This window comes from Sinomonas flava (assembly GCF_039531875.1).
Classification (GTDB): Bacteria; Actinomycetota; Actinomycetes; order Actinomycetales; family Micrococcaceae; genus Sinomonas; species Sinomonas flava.
This window is the reverse complement of sequence record NZ_BAAAQW010000006.1, coordinates 309,100-330,660: the sequence shown is the minus strand read 5'-3', so window position 1 is coordinate 330,660 and position 21,561 is coordinate 309,100. Positions and strand designations below refer to the sequence as shown.

General features: G+C 71.8%; 22 protein-coding genes and 1 pseudogene. 15 read left to right on the top strand and 8 right to left on the bottom strand.

The window, feature by feature from the left end:
• The first annotated feature begins 296 nt into the window (after positions 1 to 296).
• The 3 genes from ABD298_RS12870 to ABD298_RS12860 all read left to right on the top strand — a co-directional run bounded on the left by ABD298_RS12870 (position 297) and on the right by ABD298_RS12860 (position 3,532).
• Positions 297 to 1,124 (top strand): polysaccharide deacetylase family protein, encoded by an 828-nt coding sequence (locus ABD298_RS12870; protein WP_344300112.1) that lies wholly within the window; start codon positions 297 to 299, stop codon positions 1,122 to 1,124.
• Between the two features lie 55 nt (positions 1,125 to 1,179).
• On the top strand, positions 1,180 to 2,577 hold the full coding sequence (locus ABD298_RS12865; protein ID WP_344300111.1) for a bifunctional pirin family protein/GNAT family N-acetyltransferase: 1,398 nt from the start codon (positions 1,180 to 1,182) through the stop codon (positions 2,575 to 2,577).
• A gap of 178 nt (positions 2,578 to 2,755) precedes the next feature.
• Positions 2,756 to 3,532: an SDR family oxidoreductase gene (locus ABD298_RS12860; RefSeq protein WP_344300110.1), complete on the top strand. Its 777-nt coding sequence runs from the start codon at positions 2,756 to 2,758 to the stop codon at positions 3,530 to 3,532.
• Positions 3,533 to 3,605: 73 nt separating this feature from the next.
• On the opposite strand, the gene ABD298_RS12855 is transcribed toward ABD298_RS12860, so the two are convergent.
• From ABD298_RS12855 to ABD298_RS12845, 3 genes are all read right to left on the bottom strand, one after another.
• Positions 3,606 to 5,102 carry a DHA2 family efflux MFS transporter permease subunit gene (locus ABD298_RS12855; protein WP_344300109.1) on the bottom strand — a complete coding sequence of 499 codons (1,497 nt, stop codon included), beginning with the start codon at positions 5,100 to 5,102 and terminating at the stop codon, positions 3,606 to 3,608.
• Between the two features lie 140 nt (positions 5,103 to 5,242).
• A complete protein-coding gene (locus tag ABD298_RS12850) occupies positions 5,243 to 6,832 on the bottom strand; it encodes an ABC transporter permease (protein ID WP_344300108.1) in 1,590 nt (529 codons plus the stop codon).
• Complete coding sequence (locus tag ABD298_RS12845; RefSeq protein ID WP_344300107.1) at positions 6,832 to 7,842, bottom strand: ABC transporter ATP-binding protein; 1,011 nt, start codon at positions 7,840 to 7,842, stop codon at positions 6,832 to 6,834. The genes ABD298_RS12850 and ABD298_RS12845 overlap by 1 nt, the downstream gene beginning before the upstream one ends.
• A 1,390-nt stretch (positions 7,843 to 9,232) precedes the next feature.
• Between ABD298_RS12845 and ABD298_RS12840 the strand changes: the two genes are divergently transcribed.
• A complete protein-coding gene (locus tag ABD298_RS12840) occupies positions 9,233 to 9,727 on the top strand; it encodes a uracil-DNA glycosylase family protein (RefSeq protein WP_344300205.1) in 495 nt (164 codons plus the stop codon).
• A gap of 71 nt (positions 9,728 to 9,798) precedes the next feature.
• Here the strand turns inward: ABD298_RS12840 and ABD298_RS12835 are convergent, their stop codons facing one another.
• Positions 9,799 to 9,945: a hypothetical protein gene (locus ABD298_RS12835; RefSeq protein WP_208711029.1), complete on the bottom strand. Its 147-nt coding sequence runs from the start codon at positions 9,943 to 9,945 to the stop codon at positions 9,799 to 9,801.
• A 65-nt stretch (positions 9,946 to 10,010) separates the two neighbouring features.
• On the opposite strand from ABD298_RS12835, the gene ABD298_RS12830 reads away from it, so the two are divergent.
• Positions 10,011 to 10,424: an RNA-binding S4 domain-containing protein gene (locus ABD298_RS12830; RefSeq protein ID WP_344300106.1), complete on the top strand. Its 414-nt coding sequence runs from the start codon at positions 10,011 to 10,013 to the stop codon at positions 10,422 to 10,424.
• Positions 10,425 to 10,441: 17 nt separating this feature from the next.
• Here the strand turns inward: ABD298_RS12830 and ABD298_RS12825 are convergent, their stop codons facing one another.
• On the bottom strand, positions 10,442 to 10,726 hold the full coding sequence (locus tag ABD298_RS12825; protein WP_344300105.1) for a hypothetical protein: 285 nt from the start codon (positions 10,724 to 10,726) through the stop codon (positions 10,442 to 10,444).
• Between the two features lie 153 nt (positions 10,727 to 10,879).
• On the opposite strand from ABD298_RS12825, the gene ABD298_RS12820 reads away from it, so the two are divergent.
• The 4 genes and pseudogenes from ABD298_RS12820 to ABD298_RS12805 all read left to right on the top strand — a co-directional run bounded on the left by ABD298_RS12820 (position 10,880) and on the right by ABD298_RS12805 (position 15,224).
• Positions 10,880 to 11,665: a histidine phosphatase family protein gene (locus ABD298_RS12820; RefSeq protein WP_344300204.1), complete on the top strand. Its 786-nt coding sequence runs from the start codon at positions 10,880 to 10,882 to the stop codon at positions 11,663 to 11,665.
• Positions 11,649 to 12,602 (top strand): annotated as a pseudogene (locus ABD298_RS12815) (ADP-dependent NAD(P)H-hydrate dehydratase). The gene ABD298_RS12820 and the pseudogene ABD298_RS12815 overlap by 17 nt, the downstream one beginning before the upstream one ends.
• Positions 12,603 to 12,628: 26 nt before the next feature.
• On the top strand, positions 12,629 to 13,630 hold the full coding sequence (locus ABD298_RS12810; protein ID WP_344300104.1) for an aldo/keto reductase: 1,002 nt from the start codon (positions 12,629 to 12,631) through the stop codon (positions 13,628 to 13,630).
• A gap of 133 nt (positions 13,631 to 13,763) precedes the next feature.
• Positions 13,764 to 15,224, top strand: coding sequence for a DUF5129 domain-containing protein (locus tag ABD298_RS12805; RefSeq protein ID WP_344300103.1), 1,461 nt, complete (start codon positions 13,764 to 13,766; stop codon positions 15,222 to 15,224).
• Positions 15,225 to 15,229: 5 nt separating this feature from the next.
• Here ABD298_RS12805 and ABD298_RS12800 read toward each other — a convergent pair whose 3' ends face one another.
• Positions 15,230 to 16,441 carry an aminotransferase class I/II-fold pyridoxal phosphate-dependent enzyme gene (locus ABD298_RS12800; protein ID WP_344300102.1) on the bottom strand — a complete coding sequence of 404 codons (1,212 nt, stop codon included), beginning with the start codon at positions 16,439 to 16,441 and terminating at the stop codon, positions 15,230 to 15,232.
• Between the two features lie 41 nt (positions 16,442 to 16,482).
• Positions 16,483 to 16,719 carry a metal-sensitive transcriptional regulator gene (locus ABD298_RS12795; protein WP_344300203.1) on the bottom strand — a complete coding sequence of 79 codons (237 nt, stop codon included), beginning with the start codon at positions 16,717 to 16,719 and terminating at the stop codon, positions 16,483 to 16,485.
• A gap of 148 nt (positions 16,720 to 16,867) precedes the next feature.
• Between ABD298_RS12795 and ABD298_RS12790 the strand changes: the two genes are divergently transcribed.
• From ABD298_RS12790 to ABD298_RS12765, 6 genes are all read left to right on the top strand, one after another.
• Positions 16,868 to 17,176 carry a rhodanese-like domain-containing protein gene (locus ABD298_RS12790; RefSeq protein ID WP_344300101.1) on the top strand — a complete coding sequence of 103 codons (309 nt, stop codon included), beginning with the start codon at positions 16,868 to 16,870 and terminating at the stop codon, positions 17,174 to 17,176.
• Entirely contained in the window at positions 17,173 to 17,961 is a 789-nt protein-coding gene (locus tag ABD298_RS12785; protein ID WP_344300100.1) for a sulfite exporter TauE/SafE family protein, read from the top strand. Before ABD298_RS12790 ends, ABD298_RS12785 begins: the two co-directional genes overlap by 4 nt.
• Positions 17,962 to 18,012: 51 nt before the next feature.
• A complete protein-coding gene (locus ABD298_RS12780; RefSeq protein ID WP_344300099.1) occupies positions 18,013 to 18,339 on the top strand; it encodes a rhodanese-like domain-containing protein in 327 nt (108 codons plus the stop codon).
• Between the two features lie 44 nt (positions 18,340 to 18,383).
• Positions 18,384 to 19,208, top strand: coding sequence for an oxidoreductase (locus ABD298_RS12775; RefSeq protein ID WP_344300098.1), 825 nt, complete (start codon positions 18,384 to 18,386; stop codon positions 19,206 to 19,208).
• Between the two features lie 156 nt (positions 19,209 to 19,364).
• Complete coding sequence (locus tag ABD298_RS12770) at positions 19,365 to 19,487, top strand: hypothetical protein (RefSeq protein WP_344300097.1); 123 nt, start codon at positions 19,365 to 19,367, stop codon at positions 19,485 to 19,487.
• A 1-nt stretch (position 19,488) separates the two neighbouring features.
• Positions 19,489 to 20,028, top strand: coding sequence for an SRPBCC family protein (locus ABD298_RS12765; RefSeq protein ID WP_344300096.1), 540 nt, complete (start codon positions 19,489 to 19,491; stop codon positions 20,026 to 20,028).
• Between the two features lie 31 nt (positions 20,029 to 20,059).
• On the opposite strand, the gene ABD298_RS12760 is transcribed toward ABD298_RS12765, so the two are convergent.
• Complete coding sequence (locus tag ABD298_RS12760; RefSeq protein ID WP_344300095.1) at positions 20,060 to 21,511, bottom strand: serine/threonine-protein kinase; 1,452 nt, start codon at positions 21,509 to 21,511, stop codon at positions 20,060 to 20,062.
• Positions 21,512 to 21,561 lie beyond the last annotated feature (50 nt).

Sequence of the window (21,561 nt, the reverse complement as noted above, 5' to 3'; positions counted from 1 at the left end):
GGTACGCCTCATATCCCTCAGCGGTCAAGCGTCAATCCACAGGACTTATCCACAGTGTGTGTAACTTACATTCCTGTAGTTCACGGGATTCGACGCCGCAGCGGCGGGGATGCCCGAGCCTACGCCGGCCACCGGCCAAGGTTTTCCCCACCTGTGGACAACTCTGGGCATAACCCCTGTTGGAAAGTGGACAACGCTGTGGGAAGAGCGGGGCATGGCTTGACCGAGTAATGCCGGGGCACTGATCTATGATCAGCGGAGAGCCGCCGCTGGGCGGCGTGGAGAAGGAGGCAGCGGTGGACGCACCGCGCGTCAGTCGGAGGGCACTCCTCGCGGGCCTGGCCGGGATGGTCGGCGCTGCAGCCACCGGCTGCGATGACATCGTCCCGGCGGCGCTGTCCGACGGAGACTCCGGGGGCAGTGATCCCTCGGCCGGCGGTCCTACGGGGGCCCCGGCGGACTCTCCTACACCGACCCCTACTCCCACCCCGACTCCCACGAGGCCGCGCTTCGTCTCCGACTACACGATCCCGCCGGTCCAAGGCGGGCTGGCCCCCGTCATCACGCGCGTGGCGACGAGCCAGCCGGTCGTCTTCCTCACGATCGACGACGGCGCCGTGAAGCGCCCCGAGTCCCTCGCACTGCTCACGCAGTACGACTACCCGGCCACCCTGTTCCTCGCGAAGTCCGCGATGGGCGACAACCCCCGGTTCTTCACGGACTTCCAGAAGGCCGGCGACCGCATCCAGGACCACACCCTGAGCCACGACACGTCTATGAGCACCAAGGCATATGCCTACCAGCTCGGCGAGATCACGGGGATGAGGGACTACATCGCCGCGACTTACGGCGTCGCACCGACCCTCTTCCGGCCACCCGGCGGGGCGTACTCGAGCACGATGCGCAAGGCGGTAGCGGACGCCGGGCTCAAGGCGATCATCCACTGGGAGACCAAGGCGAACGCCGGCAAGATGGACTACCAGTACGGAAATGCGCTGCGCCCCGGGGACATCGTGCTCATGCACTTCCGCGAGGAATTCGCCGCGGACCTGGCGGCCTTCCGCGCTGCCCACCTCGCCGCCGGACTCACCGTGGTCCGCCTCGAGGACTTCATCGGCGCCTAGGGGCCCTGCTCTTTGTCGGTGCCCCGGCGTAGGCTCTGGCCATGAAGGTGCGGCCATGAGCAATCTTGAACTTGATCCCCCCGAGACCCTCTGCGCCGAGTCCCCGGCGCCGCCCGGCGTCGAGGTGATCGAGCCGCGGGATGTGCCCCTCGGCGGACCGCGCGCGATGCCCGTGCGCAGGACGCTGCCGTCGAAGCAGCGCTCCCTGGTAGGTGCCTGGTGCTTCCTCGACCACTACGGCCCCGACGACGTCTCGACGACCGGAGGCATGCGGGTGCCGCCACACCCCCACACCGGGCTGCAGACCGTCAGCTGGCTCTTTACGGGCGAGATCGAGCACCGGGACAGCGCGGGCCATCAGGCGATGGTCAGGCCCGGTGAGCTCAATCTCATGACGGCCGGACGCGGCATCAACCACTCCGAGTACTCCACCCCGTCCACCACCGTCCTGCACGGCGTGCAGCTGTGGACCGCGCTCCCCGAACCCTTCCGGAACGCCGCGCCGGGCTTCGAGCGCTACGTGCCGCGCGCCGTCGTGCTCGAGGCCGACGACGGGGGGCGGCTCGGCGAGCTGCGGGTCTTCCTCGGCGAGCTCCGCGGTTCGGCCTCCCCGGTGCTGACCTACAGCGCGATCCTTGGCGCAGAGCTCGTCCTCGAACCTGGCGCCGCCGTGGACTTCGCGGTCGAGCCCGAGTTCGAGCACGCGGTCCTTCCCGACGGCGGCGACGCCGAGGTGGAGGGAGAGCGGATCGCGGGAGCCCACCTCGCCTACCTCTCCCCCGGGCGCGTGCGCCTGCGCCTCCGCAACCCGGGCCGGGCGCCGCTGCGCGCGGTGCTCCTCGGAGGGCCGCCTTTCGGCGAGGAGATCACGATGTGGTGGAACTTCGTCGGCCGCTCGCATGAGGAGATCGTCGCCTACCGATCCGCGTGGAACGCCCAGATCGGGGTCGAGGAGGCGGCCGGTGCCGAGGACGACGCCGCCCGGTTCGCGCCGGTCGTGGGCCTCACCGGCGGTGAGGGGCCCCTCCCGGCTCCCCCACTTCCCCACGTGAGGCTGAGACCCCGTCCAAGCGCGCGGACCGGCAGCGCGCAGACAGAAAGGAACCCGATGACCGCAGTGCAGGACACACCGGAGGAATCGACCGCCGCCCGCCATGCCGCCCACTTCGTGCACGCCGAACAGCGTCACCGCTACGAGGTGCACGTGGGCGATGCGACGGTCGGGTTCGCCCAGTACCGGCTCAAGGAGGAGGGCGCGGTCGTGGCGTTCGACCACACCGAGGTCAGCGACGGCTACTCGGGGCTGGGGCTCGCGAGCCGCCTCGTGACCTTCGCCCTGGACGATGTGCGGTCCAAGGGACAGCGCATCCGCCCCTACTGCCCCTATGTGCGCGCTTTCCTCAAGCGGCACCCGGAGTACCAGGACCTTGTGGTCGACGGGTTCGAGGGCTGAGCCCTCTCCGCAGGGTCGCCTGTCCACACCCTTGTCCACCGCGTGGATAACTTACAGCGGTGTTCTTCGCGGTGACCGGCCGGTATCCACGGTTTTTTCCACAGCCTGTGGATAACTTTCCCCCGGAAGTTCACAGTCTGTGGAGGGTCCGGCGCAGAGTGGCGCCTAGCATGGGCGGATGGCCGAGATGCAGGGGACGGGCAGGCCGCTGGCGCTTGTGACGGGGGTCGGCAGGGCCGTGGGGATCGGCGCGGGCATCGCCCGCGAGCTCGCACGCCAGGGCTGGGATCTGGCGTTGTCGTACTACTCCCCCTACGACTCGCGCATGCCGTGGGGAGTCCAGACACACGACGTCGGCCGGCTCGCCGCAGAGCTCGAGCTGGTGGGCGCTGCCGTATCAGTCGTCGAGGCGGACCTGTCCGACCCTGACGTCCCGGCCCGGCTCCTGTCCGATGCGGGGGCGGGAAGGCCGGTCCGCGCGATGGTCCTGAGCCATGCCGAGTCCGTGGACTCGGGGATCCTGACCACGAGCAGCGAGTCCTTCGACCGGCACATCGCCGTCAACGCGAGGGCGTCCTGGCTCCTCGTGAAGGCCTTCGCGGAGCAGTTCCCGCCCGATCTCGCGGGTCTGGGCCGGATCGTCGCGCTGACCTCGGACCACACGGTGCACAACCTCCCGTACGGAGCCAGCAAGGGAGCCCTCGACAGGATCGTGCTGGCCGCCGCCCGGGAACTCGCACCTCTCGGCATCGCCGCGAACGCCGTCAACCCCGGACCCGTGGACACCGGGTGGATGGACGAGGACACCCGCCGCGCCCTGGCCGCGCGGCAGCCGTGGGGCCAGCTCGGCACCCCGGCCGACGTGGCCGGCGTCGTGGGTTTCCTGCTCAGCGACGCCGGCGGCTGGATCAACGGCCAGCTCCTCCACGCAGACGGCGGCTTCTCGGCACCCTGATGTATTCCATCCATGGAACGTTCGGTTCCTGTATTCCAGGGAGGGAGTATTTCCCGCGGAGGAATGCCGATGGTCAGCGCCGTGGGGTGGTCTCCGCTGGTGTCTGGGTGGGGACCACGGCATCTGGTCCCGCTGCCGAGCTGCCGTGATCGTCCTCGAGCGAGGGGCGGTTGCGCAGGAAGGCTGCGAGGACCACCGCCGCCACGCCCGCAGTGGCGGCCACGAGGAAGGCGGCCCGGAACCCGGCCATCGCCGCGTCCGCAGGGGGAAGCGTGCCGACCGCCGAGTGCGCGGTGCTGGCCATGACGGCGACGAGGAGCGCCGTCCCCGCCGCCCCGGCCACCTGCTGGAGCGTGCTCAGGATCGCGGAGCCGTGGCTGTAGAGGCGGCGCGGGAGCGGATTGAGGCCGCTCGTGAAGGTCGGCGTGAACAGGAGCGCGAGGCCCAGCGAGAGGACGACGTGCAGCCCGAGGACGAGCCACACCGAGGTGTCGGGGGCGAGGAAGCTGAACGCGAACAGCACAGCCGTGATGAGCGAGGTCCCCGTGAGCGTCAGCGGCAGGGGACCCACCCGGTCGAACCACTTCCCCACGGTGGGCGCCAGGAGCCCCATCACGAGCCCGCCGGGCAGGAGCAGGAGGCCGGTGCCCAGGGTGTCGAGACCGCGCAGCTGCTGGAGGTACAGCGGAAGCAGGATCACGACGCCGAACAGCGCCATCATGCCCACCATCAGCAGAGCGGTCGCGACCGTGTACATCGGGTACGCGAAGGCCCGCAGGTCCAGCAGCGGCGAGCCAGACCTCTGCAGCGCAAGCTGGCGCAGCACGAATGCCGCGAGGGCCACGGCCCCGATCACGAGCGGCAGCACCGGTCCGGGCCCACCGGACCCCTCGCCGCCCAGCTGGCTGAGGCCGTACACGACTCCGCCGAACGCGGGCACGCTCAGGACCACCGAGAGGAGGTCGAGGCGCGGCTTCTCCCCCTCCGGGGCACCCCGCAGCTTGGAGGCGCCGAACACGAGCGCCGCGACGGCGATCGGGAGGACCGTCAGGAACATGAACCGCCACGAGAGGAACTGGAGGATGAGGCCTGACAGGGTGGGTCCCACGGCGGGCGCCACCGAGATCACGATGCTCACGGTCCCCATGACCTGGCCCCGGCGCGCGACCGGGATGAGGGTCAGCACGCTCGTCATGAGCAGCGGCATCATGATCGCGGTGCCCGACGCCTGGACGACGCGGGCGAGGAGCAGCACGCCGAACCCCGGGGCGAGGGCGGCGAGCAGCGTGCCCGCACTGAAGAGGCCCATCGCCATGAGGTAGACGGTGCGGGTGGTCAGGCGCTGCAGCACGAAGCCTGTGGTGGGGATGACCACCGACATGGTCAGCATGAACGCGGTCGCGAGCCACTGGACCGTCGAGGCGTCCACGTTGAGCTCCGCCATGAGGCGCGGCAGGGCCACGTTCATGATCGTCTCGTTGAGGATGACAACGAACGCAGCGATGACGAGGACAGTGACGACGAGGCGGTTCTCGCGGCTGATCTCATGCTTCGGGGGTGCAGAAGGCAAGGGGGCTCCTGGGAGGGTGGTTCAGGACGGCGTTTGAGACGTACAACTGCGCCAGATGCCGGGCCATTCCCGCGCGCAGATGGTGGTAAAGACCATTCTTCCAGAATCTGGGCTTATCCACACCGGCAGCGGGGCCTGGTTCACGCACCCCTGATGTTCCGTGCCCGGTACCCCGCGAAGCCGACCGCGACCAGGGCCGTGGTGATGGCGAGGATCCACCACACGGGCGCCCACTCGGCGTCGGGCGCGGTGACGCGAGGGATGACGTGGAACGGGCTCGTGTTCAGCAGCCAGTCCGGCGCCTTCAGCAGGGGCCCGAACAGGGTCAGGACGAGCCAGTAGACCACGAGGAGCCACGCGATCCAGCGCAGGGTGGGGAACGCGCCGACGAACGCGAGGCCGACGGCGGCGGTGAGCCACAGCGCCGGCACGGCCGCAAGGGCCTGGCGGGTGACGTCGCCGACCTCGACCTGCGCGCCCGTCGACGCCGCGGTGACGGCGAGCACGACGCCGCCGATCGACATGGTCACGGCCGGCGCCACGAGTGCCACCGCGGTCGCAGGGGCGAAGTGGCCGTGCCGGGAGAGGCCGGTCGAGAGGAGCCAGTCGGCGTGCCCCTCGTCCTCCTCGGCGGCGAAGCGGGCAGCGATCTGGATCCCAAAGGTGCCGCCGGCCAGGGCCAGCATGAGCAGCAGCATCGAGACGAACGTGAGCGTGAGGTCGGCCTCGGTGGTGGCCCGGGCGGCGAGGAGCTGGCGGACGAAGGTGTTGCGCTCGTAGAAGTCGCGCATGGTCCCGGTCACGAGCCCGAAGACGAAGCCGAGGAACACGAAGGTCGCGAGCCAGATGAGCGTCGGGGCGCGGTTGAGCGCGGCCGTGTGGCCCCAGATCCCTGCCCTCCACCGTGCCGGCCCGGGTCGCTGCCCCACGAGGCCCCCGCCGAAGTCGCGCTGCCTCGACAGCAGGCCTCCGACCACGGCGGTCACGAGCCCGGCCGCCAGGAGGAGGACGAACGGGAGCACATTGCGCTCACTCGCGGGCCTGATGAGCTCGGCCCATCCCATCGGGTTCGTCCAGAGCATCCACTCGCTGTCCGCGAGGGTGTCCGAGACGCCGCGCAGGACATAGCTGACCACGAGGACGCCCGCCGCGAGGGTGTTGGCGGTCCGCGACCAGGAGCCGATCTGCGACGTCACGGCCGCCACACCGGCGAACGCCACTCCCATGCCGCCGATGAGGCTGCCGAGCGCGAACGCCTCGGCCGGCTGCGCGCCGGAGGCGGCGAGGGTGCCAGCGACGATGAGGGCCACTGCCGCCGAGGCGAGCCAGGCCAGGAGGACCGCCGCCGCGAGCCGCGCGTGCGGGCCCACCGCCCCCGAGTCGACGAGTTCGGCCTGCCCCGAGTCCTCGGCGGCGCGGGCGTGCCGGGTCACCGCGAAGACTGCCATCAGGGCGGCGAAGAACATGGCGAAGACCTGCATGCGCCAGACCGTGAAGCCGAACGGGTTATCGAGGTGGTGCGCGGGGCCGATGAGGAGCGTGAACGCCGGGTTGGTGCTCAGCGTCTGCTCGAGTTCCTTGGCCTCCTGAGGGGTGGCGAACACCGTGGAGTAGCTGTTGTACACGGTGGCGGGGAAGAACGCGATGATCAGGACCCACGGCGCAAGCTTGAACCGGTCGGTCCGCAGTCCCAGGAGCAGCAGCCGCCACGTTCCCGTGAAGGCCGTCATCACTCCCCCTCGGCTGGTGGGCGACCGCGGTGCCGGCCGTGCGCACGACGCCGCCACGCGCCGTCGTGCGTCTCCTCGCCGCTCGCGGTGCTTTGGCCAGCGGCGTCCTCGTCGGGCGGCATCCGGTCGCCGTAGTGCTGGAGGAAGAGGTCCTCGAGGCTGGGCGGGGTCACGGTGAGCGTCCGCACGCCGTGGGCGGCGAGGGTGTTCATGGCGGGGCCGAGGCCGTCGGAGTCGACGCTGAAGCGGACCCGGTGGTCCTCGACGTGCAGGTCTGCGAGGCCGGGGACGCGGGAAAGTGCGGCGGCGTGGCCGGAGGCGTCGTCGAGGGTCGCGGCGACGTTGGTGCGGGCGTGGGTGCGCATCTGCTCGAGGGTCCCCGTCTCGACGACCCTGCCCTGGCGGATGATGCTGATCCGGTCGGCGAGGGCCTCGACCTCGGAGAGGATGTGGCTCGAGAGCAGGACGCTGCGCCCCGCAGCCTTCTCGCGGCGGATCTCCTCGCGGAACAGGGCCTCCATGAGCGGGTCGAGGCCGGCCGTGGGCTCGTCCAGGATGAGGAGCTCGGCTTGGGAGGCCAGGGCCGCGATGATCGCCACCTTCTGCCGGTTCCCGGTCGAGTACGTGCGGCCGCGCTTGCTCGGGTCGAGCTCGAACGTCTCGATGAGCTCGGCCCGCCGCGCCTCGTCGAGCCCGCCGCGGAGCCTGCCGAGCAGGTCGATGGCCTGACCGCCGGTGAGGGAAGGCCACAGGCTCACGTCGCCGGGGACGTAGGCCACGCGGCGGTGCAGGCGGACGACATCGCGCCACGGGTCCCCGCCGAGCAGTTCGACGCGCCCGGCGTCGGCGCGGAGGAGACCGAGGAGCACGCGGAGGGTCGTGGACTTCCCGGCGCCGTTGGGACCGAGGAAGCCGAGGACCTCGCCTTCGCGGACCTCGAGGTCCAAGCCGTCGAGGGCGCGGAAGGAGCCGAAGGCCTTGACCAGGCCGACGATCGTCACGGCGCTCATGGTGCGATCGTAGGCCTGGCGCGGGCCCGGGGGGAGGTGCCGTGCTGGGAGGTGCCGGGCGCGCTGCTGCCCACTTCTCCCTCGCGACACGCCCGGGCCGCCGCGACACGCCGCGTTCTGCGGGGCTCAGCCCTTCGGGATGTGGGCGGGACGGCGCGGGTGTGGTGCCGCGCGGGCCCTGCTGGGACGGGGGCTCGGCGGCGTGACTCTCGGCACGGATGAACGTTGGGGGAACCGAACGGCAACGGCGGCTTGCTAAGCTCTTAAAGCTCCGCCCCCTCCAGGGCTGCGAGCCGCCCCCTGAACAGACCGGAACGGTCGCGCGCCAGCGTGCCCGCTGCCGGCCCGCGCCCGAGAAGAGGAGAGCCCGCCCCTCATGACCGCACTGGCCGAGCCCGACTACTACGACGACTTCGACTCCGACTTCCGCTCCGAGCTGGATTCCAAGTACGAGGAGGGGTTCGGCTTCAGCCCGCAGCTCGACGACGAGGACGAGGACGACGGCTTCGACGACCTGTTCGAGAACATCTTCGAGGACGAGGATGACGACGAGCCGGTCAAGCCCGCCGCCGCCCCGAAGAAGGCGACGGCGAAGGCGGGTGCGGTTTCGGCCGCGGGTGCTGGCGCCAAGGCCGGTGCGGCGCACAAGAAGACCGTCAGCTCGAAGTCCGCGCCGAAGGCTTCCGAGGTGGTCGTGACGACGATCGCCGAGCGCCGGGCCGCCCTTGCTGCGCAGGCGGCCGCGCCGGTGCGCGACGTGGAGGCGGACGACGACGACCTCGACCAGCCGCTGAGTGCCGCGCCGGCCGCTGTCGTCGCTGAGGTCGCGGGGGAGGCCGCTGAGGTTGTCGAGGAGGCTGCGGCTGTTGGTGAGGCCGCGCCTGCCGTGGAACCGGTGGCTCTGCGGTTGGTGCCGTCCGTGGTTCAGACCGTTGTGGCCGAGGCCCGTGCCGCTGCTGAGCAGGCCCGCGCTGCCGCCGACGCCGCGGCGGCCGCCGCGAAGAAGGCTGTGACGGATGCGGTTGCCAAGGCCGCTGCCGCGAAGGCTGCCGCCGCGGAGGCCTCCGCCGCGGAGCAGGCCGCGCAGGCCGCGCTTGCCGCGTCGGCGGCCGCGGAGGAGGCCGCCGTCCGGGCCGCCGCGGAGCTAGAGCTGGCGCGCGCTTCGGCACCGGTGGAGGTGACGTCGGCGCCAGTGGGGGTGACTTCGGCGGCGGTGGAGGTGACGTCGGCGCGGGTGGAGGTGACTTCGCTGTCAGAAGGGGTGATCTCGGCGGCGGTGGAGGTGACGTCGGCGGATCCGAACTTCGCCCCGCACATCGCGCCGGTGAACCGGCACGTCGAGTTCCTCCGCAAGCTCCGCCCGGGCTTCGAGGTCCCCTACGTCGACCCCATGCACTCCGTGGACGAGTGCCGGATCGTGAGCCTCTTCTCCAACACGGGCGAGGCGAGCCCGAACGGCTACGTCTGGGCCGGCGACGACGCCGCGGCCACCCGCCTCCTCGGCCTGCAGTACCAGCTCGGCCTGCGGCCGGAGTGGATCATGCCGTGGAACGCCTACCCCTGGTTCACACCCGGCGAGGCGAACGGCAAGCTCACGCCCGAGCAGCTGCACGCCGGCCTCAAGCCGCTGCTGACGTTCCTCAAGGCGGTGCCGCGCGTGTCCGCGATCGTCGCCCATGGCACCGAGGCCAACCGCCTCGCGCAGATGCTCCTCAAGACCGACAACCCGCTCATCTGGCGCCGCGGCCTCAAGGTCTACAAGGCCCGGGCCCTGCACGGCCGCGCGTTCGCCGGCTCGAAGGAGCGCCAGACCGAGTGGCTCATCGACATGGGCCGCGCATACGCCGACGCGATGGCCCGCGCCGGCCTCAAGACCGGGCGCTGAGCACCCCAGACACACGAGAGCGGACGACGGCGGCCCCTCGGCCGGCGTCGTCCGCTTCGGTCTGCGCGGTGCTACTTGCTGCGCGGCTTGCGCAGGTGCGACACCGGGTCGGAGTCGAGGGCGACGGCCTTCTTGGCCTTCTTCGCCGCGCGCTGCTCCTTGATGGTCTTGGACGGTTTCTTGTGGGTTTCGGGCTGGTGAGGCTGCTTGTCAGGCATGTCTGAGCTCCTTTGATCATCCCCCCGATGTTCACGAAGGATACGCCGGTAAGATGCTGGGCACCATGCCCCCTTCGCCTGCTCCTGCATCGTCCAGATCCTCGCCCCCGGCAGCTGTGAGGATCGACTCCTGGCTCTGGGCCGTCCGCGCTTTCAAGACCCGCTCCGCCGCGACGGCTGCATGCCGAGCCGGACATGTACGGCTCAACGGGAACCCGGCCAAGGCGTCCCAGACCGTCGTCCCGGGCGACACGATCCGTCTCCGGCAGGCGGGATTCGAGCGGATCCTCGAGGTCCACGTGCTCATCGTCAAGCGCGTGGGCGCCGAGGCCGCGTCCAAGTGCTACACCGACCACACGCCGGAGCGCCCGCCGGCGCCGTTCCTCGGCCTGCCGCAGCGCGACCGCGGCGCCGGGCGACCCACCAAGAAGGACCGCCGCGAGATGGAGCGGCTGCGGGGGGAGAGCCGGGGGAGCTAGGGATCCTGGTCGGCCGTCTAGTTGGCCTTTGGTTCCTTGCCCATGGAGTGGAAGAGCTGGGTGGAGGACAGGGCGTTGAAGGGCATCGGGATGTTGTGCTCGAGGCCCTTGAGGTGGGCGGCCTTGAGGTCCTTCAGGAGCACCGCCAGTGCCGTGTCCGCGGTCCATTCGGAGACGGAGTCCCAGTTCCGTGCGACCCAGCTGTCGCCGGTGCTGGCCTTGAACAGGTTCAGCAGCTCGTCCTGCGGCAGGCTGTAGTGAGCGCCGAACGCGAGCCCACCCGCAGGGACAGGACCCCGCAACCGCAGGGACAGGACCCCGCAACCCACCCGGGTTGAGGGGTCCCGTCCCTGCGCCTACGTTATTCTCCGCTGCCCACTGGGTAGGCCTTTGCTGTGTTCCTGCATCCGGCACGGCAAGGACGGGGTGATTTCGTGGAGGACACGTCAGCCAAGATGGATTCGGCCACCGACGACGGCCTGACCGAGGCCGTCCAGGAGGCCGGGGCGGTCGAGCTGCTGCTCATCCGGCACGGCGAGAGCGAGGGCAACGTCGCGGCCACCGAAGCGCGTGAGGCCGGCGTGGAGGTCATCGACGTCCCCGCCCGCGACGCAGACGTGGACCTCTCCGGCACCGGCCGGGACCAGGCCAAGGCGCTGGGCACGGCCCTGAGCCGGATCGTGGCGGACCTCCGCCCGGACGCCGTCGTGTCCTCCCCCTACGCGCGGGCCCGCCAGACGGCCGAGATCGCGGTGGAAACCGCAGGTTGGCCGCTGCAGGTCCGCACCGACGAACGGCTGCGCGACCGCGAGCTCGGCATCCTGGACCGGCTCACCCGCTTGGGCGTGGAGAACCGCTACCCCGAGGAGTCCGAGCGGCGGGCATGGCTGGGCAAGCTGTACTACCGACCGCCGGGAGGCGAGTCCTGGGCGGACGTGGCCCTGCGGCTGCGATCCGTCCTTGCGGAGCTGAACAGTCTGGGCATGGGACACCGGGTGATGCTCGTGTGCCATGACGCCGTGATCATGCTGTTCCGCTACGTGCTGGAAGGCCTGAGCGAAAGGGAACTGTTGGACCTGGCAGCCACGGAGACCATCCTCAACGCCTCCATGACCCGGTTCGTCCGCCCCTCCGGCGTCGGGCCGTGGACGCTGGAGAGCTTCAACGTGGCCGACCACCTGACGGAGCAGGGCGTCGCCGTCACCGAGCACGGGGGAGACACCAGTGCCCGGCCGCACTGATCCCTCCGGCGCCACCCCGGTCACGCCGTCGCTCCTGCGGGAGTGGCCGCTCCCGGCCCCGGGCCATGACAAGTACTCGCGCGGGTCCGTCCTGGTGATCGGCGGAGCCCGGGCCACCCCCGGCGCGGCGCTGCTTGCCGGAGTCACAGCCCTGCGCGCAGGAGCGGGCAAGCTCACTCTGGCGGTGGCCGAATCGGTGGCCCCGCAGCTGGGGGTGGCGCTGCCCGAGTGCGGCTCGATCGGCCTGCCGGAAACCGCGGAGGGCTCGGTCCGGCCTGAGCTGGACAGGATCTCCTCCTACCTGGACGGTGCAGACACGATCCTGGTGGGGCCCGGGCTGGACGACCCCGACCTTGCCGCGCAGCTGCTCGTCGCGCTGCTCGAACGCGAGACCGATGGTGGCGACCGGCCCCGTGGTGACCGGCCCGGTGGCGACGCTGGCGGGCGGGGAGGGCCCGCCGTCGTCCTCGATGCCTACGCCCTGAGTGCCCTCGCGCCGCTCGAGGACCGGCTGGACCCCTGGCGTGGGCGGCTGATCCTCACGCCGAACATCAAGGAGGCGGCGGTCCTGCTGGGCCGCGACGTGGACGACCTGGAAAAGGACCTGGCCGAGATCTCCGGCAGGTTCGACGCCGTGGTCAGCTGCCACAGCCTCATCGCCCAGCCGCCCGGGCTGGATCCGGAGGAACCGGAGCTGTGGCAGGTCACCACCGGCTACGGCGGCCTGGGCACCTCCGGCAGCGGGGACGTCCTGGCCGGCGCGATCGCCGGGCTCCGGGCCCGGGGAGCCAGCAGCGTCCAGGCGGCCTGCTAGGGCACCCACCTCCACGCCTCCGCCGGCGACCGGCTGGCCAGCCGGCTCGGTCCGCTCGGGTTCCTCGCCCGCGAACTCGCCGACGAGCTGCCGGCCCTCATGCTGGAATTCAGCGTGGGGTGAGGCCCGCATCTGCAAGACTCGTCCCCATGACTGTGAACCCCCGAGTAATCGCTGGCACGTCCGTGGGGCCCGTGGGCTTCGGCTGGATGAACCTGAACCACGCGTACGGCCCGCTGCCCGCGCGCGAGGACGCCGCGAAGCTCCTGCTCCACGCCCTCGACTCGGGCGTGACGCACTTCGACACCGCCACGATCTACGGCGCCACCGCGAACGAGACCCTCCTCGGCGAGACCCTCTCGGGGCGGCGGGACGAGTTCTTCCTCGCCTCCAAGGGCGGCATGCTCGCCGGCGACGGCGGCCGGATCATCGACGGCCGGCCCGAGGCCCTCCGCGCCCACGTGGACGCGTCACTGTCCCGGCTTCGCACCGAGAAGATCGACCTCTACTACCTCCACCGCTGGGACCGTCGCGTCCCGATCGAGGAGTCCGTCGGCGCCCTCGGCGAGCTTGAGCGCGAAGGCAAGATCGGCGGCGTCGGCCTCTCCGAGATCGGCGCGGACACCCTCCGCCGGGCCCACGCCGAGCACCCGATCGCCGCGCTGCAGAACGAGTACTCCCCCTGGACCCGCAACCCCGAGCTCGGCACCCTAGAGGCCTGCCGCGAGCTCGGCATCGCGTTCGTCGCGTTCAGCCCCGTGGGCCGCGGCGCATTCGGCGGGGTGCTCCGCGACCCGCAGTCGCTCCCGGACTGGGACTTCCGCCGCACCGTTCCGCGGTTCGACGCGGACCACTGGCCGGCGAACCTCGCCCTCCTCGACCGCTTCGGCGCCCTCGCGCACGACGCCGGGTGCTCGCCTGCGCAGCTCGCCATCGCCTGGGTGCTCTCCCGCGGCGAGCACGTCATCGCGCTGCCCGGGACGCGCAGCGCCGCCCACCTCGACGAGGGCCTCGCGGCGGGCTCGCTCGAGCTGCCCGCCGCTGTCCTCGCCAGCGTCGACGAGCTCGTCAACGAGCGCACCGTCTCCGGCGGCCGGTACTCCTCGGCCGGGCAGGCCGACGTGGACACCGAGGAGTTCCCGGCCGCATAGCCGGCGCCCGACCGCGCCGCGCAGGACGGGACCACAACAGGACCAAAGTGGGTAGGGGCGCACGACGCCGACCGCTAGGCTGGCGTCGTCGGCCCACCTCTGGGCCGGCGCCGAGGCGAGATTCGGGGGAATCGTGAAGAAGCTGCCGCCTGCCGTCGTCGTGCTCCTCTGGATCGCTGCCGTGCTCCTGGGGTGGCTCGGGCTCGCGACGCCGGCCGCCGTCGCGAGCCCGCCGTCCGAGGTGGTCGTCGAGGACACGGCCGGCGCCCTCTACCGCCCGCAGCTCGACCCGGCGCTCGCACAGATCTCGTTCTACGAGCCGACCAAGGTCGCCGTCTTCACGCGGGCGGGCAGTCCGAGCGACAACCTCAACGAGGAGGTCCTGCGGTTCGCCCGCGACCGTCATCCCGAATGGCTCTCGGCGGACGGTCAGAAGTGGGCCGACGGTCTCTTCGTCTTCGCCCTCGACACCACCGGGCGGCAGGTCGGGACGTACTTCGGGGAGAACCGCAAGGTCGGCCTGGACGAGCAGGCCGCGATCCAGGACGACACCCGCCAGCTGTTCCGCGAGGCGCAGTGGACCGACGGCGTGATCGCGGGCGTGAAGTCCGCGGCCTCGAGGATCGCCAGGCCGTGGTACCTCTCCCCGGCGGTCCTCATCACGGCGGGGGTCAGCGGGCTGGTCGGGCTCGCGGGCGCCGGGACGTGGCTCGGGATCAGGGCGTGGAGGCGGAGGAAGTTCGCCGAGGCGCTCGAGAGCGGCGACCGCTCGTACTCTTCGGTCACGATGCGCCTGGACGAGACCGAGCTCAACGCCTCGACGATCCCCGAGAACTCGACCTACGGCACGCTCGTGCTGGAGCGCTGGCACAGCTTCCGGCAGCAGCACCGCGAGGCGACCGAGCTCCGCGAGAGGCTCACCGCGCTGGACGCGAAGGGACGCTCGGTGGGCAAGAACCTCGCCGACGCGCGCCGCTACGAGGAGCTGTGCCAGACCCTCGACGGGCTCGACGACGCCATCGCGGACTCGAACTCCCTGCTCAACCTCGACTCGCGCTGGCGGGAGGCCTGGCGCAATCAGGCCGGTGACCTCGTCGAGCAGCTCGACGGCGTCGAGACGATGCTCGGGGAGGCGAAGACCGCGGGGACGCCCGAGACGGCCGCCGCCCTGCGGGCAGGGGCGCAGCACGCCCGTGACGAGGTGGAGCGCCTGGCCGCGCGGCTCGAGGACCGCAGGGTCAGCCCGGACGAAGCGCTGGACCACCTCGTGGCCGAGCGCAGGCGCGTCGGCGAGCTCCTCGACCGGCATGCCGACGCGGTGATGTACGAGTACACGAAGAACGAGAAGGAGCGCGACCTCATGCGCGGCAAGATCGAGAGCTCCGCGCAGGACTGGCGCCGGGGTCGCCGCACCCGCGGGAGCATCCTGGATGTCGCCTACCCGACGCTCCCGATCATCAACGTCATGGCCTACAGCAACGGCATCAACGCCGGCTACAGCGCCGTGAACTCGTCCCGTTCCTCGTCGCAGAGCACCGGCTACGGCAGCAGCGGCGGCAGCTTCTCGGGAGCCGGCAGCTCGTCGCGCTTCTGAGCAGGCTAGGAGCCCTGGAACCTCAGGATGCGCTCGATCGCCTTCTCGACCGCCTCCTGGCCTGCGGCGAAGGAGAGCCGGACCGCGCGCCACCCGTGGACGGCGTCGAAGTCGGTCCCGGGCACGAGGGCCACGCCCTCGGCCTCGAGCAGGGCCCGGCAGTACTCGCGGGAGTCGCCGAACCGCGTGAGCTGGTCCCCGAGCTCGGCGTACAGGTAGAACGCGCCGTCGGCGGGCGCGGCGGGCCCCCATCCCAGCGCAGGGAGCGCCTCGAGCAGCGTCTGCCGGGTCTTGGCGTAGCCGGCGACCCACGCGTCCGCCTGCGCGTACGCCTCCACCGAGAACGCCTCGACGGCGGCGAGCTGCGAGGGCGCGGGCGGGCACAGCGCGACGTTCCCGGCGAGGGCGTCCACGGCCCCGACGAGTTCCTCGGGCAGCAGCATCCAACCGAGCCGCCAGCCCGTCATGCCCCAGTACTTCGAGAAGCTCGAGATGCCGATCGCCTCCCGATCCACCTCCCACGCGCACACTCCGCGCGGGCTGTGCTCGTCCGCCACGGAGCCGGGGTAGGTGATCCCGTGGTAGATCTCGTCGCTCACGAGCCGGACGTCGTGCGCCGCGCACCAGTCCGCCAGCGCCGTGAGCTCCTCGCGGTCCACCATCGTCCCAGTCGGGTTCGCGGGCGAGGCGAGCACTACGCCGGCGAGCGGCCCGCGCTCGGAGGCCGCGGCGTCGAGCATCGCGGGGGTGGGCTGGTAGCGGGAGTCCGGGCCGGCGTCGACCTCGACGACCTCGCAGCCGAGGGCGGCGAGGATGTTCCGGTAGGCGGGGTACCCGGGACGGGCCAGGGCCACGCGGTCCCCGGCCTCGAAGGCGGCGAGGAAGCCCAGCATGAAGGCGCCCGAGGACCCGGTCGTGACGGCGACCTGGGCGGGATCGACGTCGAGCCCGTACCAGCGGCGGTAGTGGCCCGCGATGGCGGTGCGGAGCTCGGCGGTCCCGAGGGCGGGCGTGTAGGACAGCGCGAGGCCCGAGCCGTGGATCTGGGCGGCCTTCGCCGAGACGAGGTCCGGCGCGCCGCCCGAGGGCTCGCCGGCGCACAGGCTCACGACATCGCGTCCGGCCGCGCGCAGCGCCTCGACCCGGGCCAGGATGTCCATGACCGCGAACGGCGGGACGTGCGAGCGGGACGAGGCGGCGAGGCGGCGGAGGCTCATGCGCTCCAGCCTGCCACACGCCGCCCCTGCGCCCGGCGGCCTCAGGCGAGGCTGATGAACATCTTCTCCAGCTCGGCGACCTCGAGGTCGGAGTCCGGCTTTGCCATGCAGGCCTGCAGGTTGGTGGCGATGATGCTGAATCCGGCCTTGTCCACGGCGCTCGAGACGGCGGACAGCTGCGTGATGATCGCCTTGCAGTCCTGGCCCTCCTCGAGCATGCGGACCACGGCGTTCAGCTGCCCCTGTGCGCGCTTGAGCCGGTTGATGGCCGACCTCATGCTCTCCGGTTCCACGTTCACGGTTCCTCCTTGGTTTCGCTCTCCCAATTATACCCCTCCCCGTATTTTGACATACCCCTGTGGGTATCCGCATACTCGGATCAGGGCCACTGACGGCCAGACCACCACGACCAGCCCGGAGGGAACCATGATCGAGACCACCACCGCGCAGACCGCCGAAGCAGCAGCACAGGGCGCCCAGATCATCGATGTCCGCGAGGACTTCGAGGTCGCCGACGGCATGATCCCCGGCGCGCGCCACATCCCGATGGGCCAGATCCTCGCGCGCCTGGACGAGCTCGACAAGGGCCGGCCCGTCAGCGTCGTGTGCCGCTCGGGCAACCGCAGCGGCCGCGTCGCCGAGGCGCTGACCTCCCTCGGCTACGAGGCGTACAGCGTGGCGGGCGGCATGATGCAGTGGCAGGCTGAGGGCCGCCGCGTCGAGATCCCGGCGTGAGCACGCTCTTCCTGGGACTGCTCGCCGCGCTCGGCGTCGGCGCCGTCATCGGGCTCTTCGGCTCTGGGGGCGGCATCCTGGCCGTGCCCGCGTTCGTGCTGCTCGGCCTGTCCGCGCACGACGCCGTCGCCGCCTCGCTGCTCGTCGTCACGGCGGCCGCCCTGGTCGCCCTCGCGGGCGGCGCGTGGCGCCATGTCCGCTGGGGCATCGCCGCGACCTTCGCGACCTTCGGCGCTCCCGCCGCGGCGCTCGGGGCGATGGTGGGCAAGAACATCCCGGGGCCGTTCCTGCTGCTCGGCGTCGCCGTCCTGGCGGTGATCGCGGCCCTCGCGGCGATGCGCCGGAAGACCGAGCACGCCGGGGAGCCCGGGTGCGCGAAGGGGTCCGTGCCCGCGCGGCTCCGCTGCTGGGCGCCGAGCGTCCTCGCCGCCGTCGTCGTCGGATTCCTCACCGGGCTGCTCGGCGTGGGCGGCGGGTTCCTCCTCGCGCCCGTGCTGCTCGTCATCCTGCGCCTGCCGCTGCGTGTGGCGGCCGCGACGTCGCTGCCCGTCATCGCGGTCAACTCCATCTCGGGGCTCTTCCAGCACAGCGAGCAGATCCTCGGCGCCGGATCGGCCGGCGTCCCCCTCGGCTACCTGGCCGCGGCCGCGCTCGTCGGATCGCTCATCGCGTCCCGCCTGAGCCACCGGGTGCCACCTCACGTGCTCCAGCGCGCCTTCGCCACGCTGCTCGTCGCAGTCGGCATGGGCACCGGCGCCGTCGGAGCGGTGCAGCTGCTCGCCTGATCCCCAGTCACAACCCCGTCCTCCGTCACCCCGTCCCGAAAGGCCACCTCCATGGGCTTCTTCAGCAAGCTGTTCGCCAAGCCGTACACAACCGTCTCCGCAGACAGGGCCGCCGAGCTGGTCCGCTCCGGCGCCCTCCTCGTCGACGTCCGCACCCCCGCCGAATGGCGCACGGGCCACGCCCGCCGGGCCCAGCACATCCCGCTCGACTCCCTCGCCAGCCGCATCCGCGGCCTCCGCAAGGACCGCGAGGTGGTGGCAATCTGCGCCTCGGGCATGCGCTCCGCAGCCGCCGCCCGCCAGCTCGCCGCCGCAGGCCTCACGGCCTACTCCGTGCGAGGCGGGATGCACGCGTGGACGGCCGCCGGGCTCGAGTAGTGCCCATCGCTGGGGCGGTGGCCCCGCCGGGGTAGCGTGGGTCCATGCAGCAGCAGGTAGCCCTCGTCACCGGCGCGTCGAGCGGGATCGGCGAGGCGACCGTCCGCGCCCTCCTCACCGCCGGCTTCACCGTCTACGCGGCGGCACGCCGCACCGAGCGCATGCAGGGCCTCGCGGACGACGGCGCGCGCGTCCTCGCGCTCGACCTCACCGACGACGCGTCCATCACCGCGGCTGTCGCGGCGATCCTGGCCGAGGCCGGGGGCATCGACGTCCTCGTCAACAACGCCGGATACGGCTCCTACGGCTCCCTCGAGGAGGTGCCGATCGAGGAGGGCCGCCGGCAGTTCGAGGTCAACGTGTTCGGGCTCGCGCGGCTCACGCAGCTCGTCCTGCCGGGCATGCGCGAGCGCCGCTCGGGGACGATCGTGAACGTGTCCTCGATGGGCGGGAAGTTCTACGAGCCTCTCGGCACCTGGTACCACGCAACCAAGTTCGCCGTGGAGGGACTCTCCGACTCCCTGCGGATCGAGCTGCGGCCCTTCGGGGTGCGCGTCGTCATCATCGAGCCGGGCGCGGTCCGGTCCGAGTGGAGCGGCATCGCCCGGGACACCCTGCTGGCGAGGTCCGGGACCGGGCCCTACGCCAAGTATGCGCGGCGCGTCGCGGGAGTCTTCGCCCTGTCCTATCGCGGCACCCTGGCCGCGAAGCCCGAGGCCATAGGCGCCGCGATCCGGGACGCGGTCCTGTCCGAGCGGCCCAGGCCGCGCTACGCCGTGGCCGGCGGGGCGCCCATCGTCCTGTTCCTGCGCCGGCTCCTCCCCGACCGGGCCTTCGACCTCTTCGTCCGCGCCGTCTACCGCCACTGAGCGGGCCCGGGCCTCCTGCCCGCCCTCGGTTCCGACCACCCGGCGATCGTAGCCCCGCAGTGAGTCGGCAGCGGCCCTTGACCCGGCGCCGTCGTGCGTGCCTAGCATGCGAACCGGGGCCGCGACGGCCCCGCGCCGCACGGGAAGGGGAACGCCATGGGCAGGCTCACGGTCGGGTCGCAGAAGGGGACGGACATCCACCCGAACGGCCCGCATACCGTCTGCGCCGCGCCTGCGGACGAGGTCAGCGGCGCGCTCCCCGCGTTTCTGGGGGGCTGACGTGGCCGAACTCGACGAGCTCGACGGGCAGTACGCCGAGGTCGAGGGGCGCGGCGCGGTGACCTTCATCCGCTCCTACTCCATCCCGTCCTCCACCGTCTGGGCGGCGGTGAGCACCGAGGGCGGTCTCGCCGGCTGGTTCCCCTCCCGCGTGGCCATCACGCACGAGACCGGGAGGATCGCCTTCAGCGGTGACCCCAACCAGCCCGCGAGCATCGAGCGGATCGTGGACTGGGAGCCTCCCCGGCGCTGGGCCTTCGAGTGGGGAGGGGACCTCATGGAGTTCCTGGTCGAAGGGTCGGACACGGAGGCCGAGCTCACCCTGCGCAACTGGCTCGGTGACAACACCGCTGCCGCCCGCAACGCGGCGGGCTGGCATGTGTGCCTGGCTGAACTGGAGAAGAAGCTCGGAGGCGCGGTTCCCGCGGGGCCGCATGCCGAGCCAGGCCCCGGCGGGCCGCCGGACTGGGAGTCCCTCTACGATGCCTACGTCGCCGCCGGCCTGCCCAGCGGTGCCCCTGTCCCCGGCCGGGAGGGCTGACGCCGCTCTCAGCGTCGCGCGGCCGGTGCGACTAGTTGGCGCCGGGGCCCTTCGCTGCCTTCGAGGCCTTCTCGGCCGCCTTGCGGGCCGCCTCGGACGCCTTCGCCGCAGCCTTGGCGGCCGCCGGGTCCGGCTGGGACGCCGCGTTCGGATCCGCGGTCGCCTCCGCAGGCGGCGCCGTCTCGGACGGCTGCCCGTCCACGGTCGCCGGGTTGGAAGCCTCCTGCGTTGCGGGGGCGGACGGCGAGGGCTGCCCCTGCGGCGAGACCATCGCGGTCAGCGCCAGGGGAACGACGACGAGCAGTGCCGCCGCGAGCAGCACGCCGGCAACGAGCCACGCCAGACCCCGGCGCCGGTCCCTGCGCCGCGGTCGCGGCGCTGCCGGTGCCAGCCGCTCGGCGTCGTCCTCGTCGTCCTCGTCGGCCAACGACGCCGGGGGAGCCGGTGTGGCATGTGCCGCGAGCGAGGGCTGCTGTGCCGTGATGGGGGTCCGCCGGCCGGCGGGCATGACCCGTGTGCCGCCGTCGTGCGGGGTCGGGCCGGCCGCATGCGCGGGAAGCACCTCGGTTCCCGCGGCGGACGCGAGGACGTGGGTCGTGGCGCCGTCGGACGCTGCAGCGTCCCCGACCGGGCCGGCCGCGGGGGCTTCTCCCTTGAGGACGGCCAGGACCTCGGCCGCGTCGGGCCTGTCGGCGGCCCTGCGCGCCGTCATTCGCGGAAGGAGCGCCGCCCACGGCTCGCCGAGCACATCGGGCACCGAGGGGTCGCGCAGCAGCCGCGCCACCGCCGCCTCCACCGCGCCCCCAGTGAACTCCATGCGCCCCGTGAGGCACTCCAGGAGCACGAGCCCGAGCGAGTACACGTCAGAGGTCGGACTGACCTTCTCGCCGCGTGCCTGTTCGGGGCTGAGGTAGTTCGCCGTGCCGATGGTCGTGTTCGTCAGGGTCAGCCGCGAGGCATCCGTCAGGCGGGCGATCCCGAAGTCGGTGAGCTTCGCGGGCCGGCGCCTCCCGGGCCTGGCGTCTGGGACGAGGATGTTGGCCGGCTTGACGTCCCGGTGGACGATGCCCAGGTCGTGCACGTAGGCCAGTGCTGAGGCGACGTCCACGCCGAGGTCGCGGACCTCGTCGGGGGAGAGGGGACCGGAGGCCAGGCGGCGCCGGAGGTCCGTTCCGTGCACGAACTCCATGACGAGATAGGAGAGGTGGGAAGTCCCGTCCTCGGCAGTGTCGGTCCCGACGTCGTAGAGGCGGACCAGGCCTGGATGGCTCAGCCGCGCGAGCACTTCCATCTCCCCGCGGCGGCGCTCCTCGTGCCGGGGATCGGCCGTGCCGCTCCGGAAGGTCTTGACGGCCACGTCGCGGCCCAGGACCTCGTCGCGCGCGCGATGCACCGTGGCCATCGCACCGCTGCCGGCCACCTCGAGGAGCCTGTATCTGCCGCCGACAAGGGTAGGTTGGAGTTCCGTTTCGCTCTCGGCCACGTTCCGCCCTTCCCTGCCGTGTACCCGCCACGTCCGGGCATGGTTCCAAG

What these genes read in the sequence shown, in the direction of transcription:
- ABD298_RS12770 (WP_344300097.1), top strand. Translation starts at nt 19,365, where the DNA reads ATGGGCAGGCTCACGGTCGGGTCGCAGAAGGGGACGGACATCCACCCG.
- ABD298_RS12845 (WP_344300107.1), bottom strand. Translation starts at nt 7,842, where the DNA reads ATGAGCGCCGTGACGATCGTCGGCCTGGTCAAGGCCTTCGGCTCCTTC.
- ABD298_RS12860 (WP_344300110.1), top strand. Translation starts at nt 2,756, where the DNA reads ATGGCCGAGATGCAGGGGACGGGCAGGCCGCTGGCGCTTGTGACGGGG.
- ABD298_RS12795 (WP_344300203.1), bottom strand. Translation starts at nt 16,719, where the DNA reads ATGAGGTCGGCCATCAACCGGCTCAAGCGCGCACAGGGGCAGCTGAAC.
- ABD298_RS12850 (WP_344300108.1), bottom strand. Translation starts at nt 6,832, where the DNA reads ATGACGGCCTTCACGGGAACGTGGCGGCTGCTGCTCCTGGGACTGCGG.
- ABD298_RS12835 (WP_208711029.1), bottom strand. Translation starts at nt 9,945, where the DNA reads ATGCCTGACAAGCAGCCTCACCAGCCCGAAACCCACAAGAAACCGTCC.
- ABD298_RS12840 (WP_344300205.1), top strand. Translation starts at nt 9,233, where the DNA reads ATGCACTCCGTGGACGAGTGCCGGATCGTGAGCCTCTTCTCCAACACG.
- ABD298_RS12780 (WP_344300099.1), top strand. Translation starts at nt 18,013, where the DNA reads ATGGGCTTCTTCAGCAAGCTGTTCGCCAAGCCGTACACAACCGTCTCC.
- ABD298_RS12790 (WP_344300101.1), top strand. Translation starts at nt 16,868, where the DNA reads ATGATCGAGACCACCACCGCGCAGACCGCCGAAGCAGCAGCACAGGGC.
- ABD298_RS12830 (WP_344300106.1), top strand. Translation starts at nt 10,011, where the DNA reads ATGCCCCCTTCGCCTGCTCCTGCATCGTCCAGATCCTCGCCCCCGGCA.
- ABD298_RS12810 (WP_344300104.1), top strand. Translation starts at nt 12,629, where the DNA reads ATGACTGTGAACCCCCGAGTAATCGCTGGCACGTCCGTGGGGCCCGTG.
- ABD298_RS12800 (WP_344300102.1), bottom strand. Translation starts at nt 16,441, where the DNA reads ATGAGCCTCCGCCGCCTCGCCGCCTCGTCCCGCTCGCACGTCCCGCCG.
- ABD298_RS12775 (WP_344300098.1), top strand. Translation starts at nt 18,384, where the DNA reads ATGCAGCAGCAGGTAGCCCTCGTCACCGGCGCGTCGAGCGGGATCGGC.
- ABD298_RS12865 (WP_344300111.1), top strand. Translation starts at nt 1,180, where the DNA reads ATGAGCAATCTTGAACTTGATCCCCCCGAGACCCTCTGCGCCGAGTCC.
- ABD298_RS12820 (WP_344300204.1), top strand. Translation starts at nt 10,880, where the DNA reads ATGGATTCGGCCACCGACGACGGCCTGACCGAGGCCGTCCAGGAGGCC.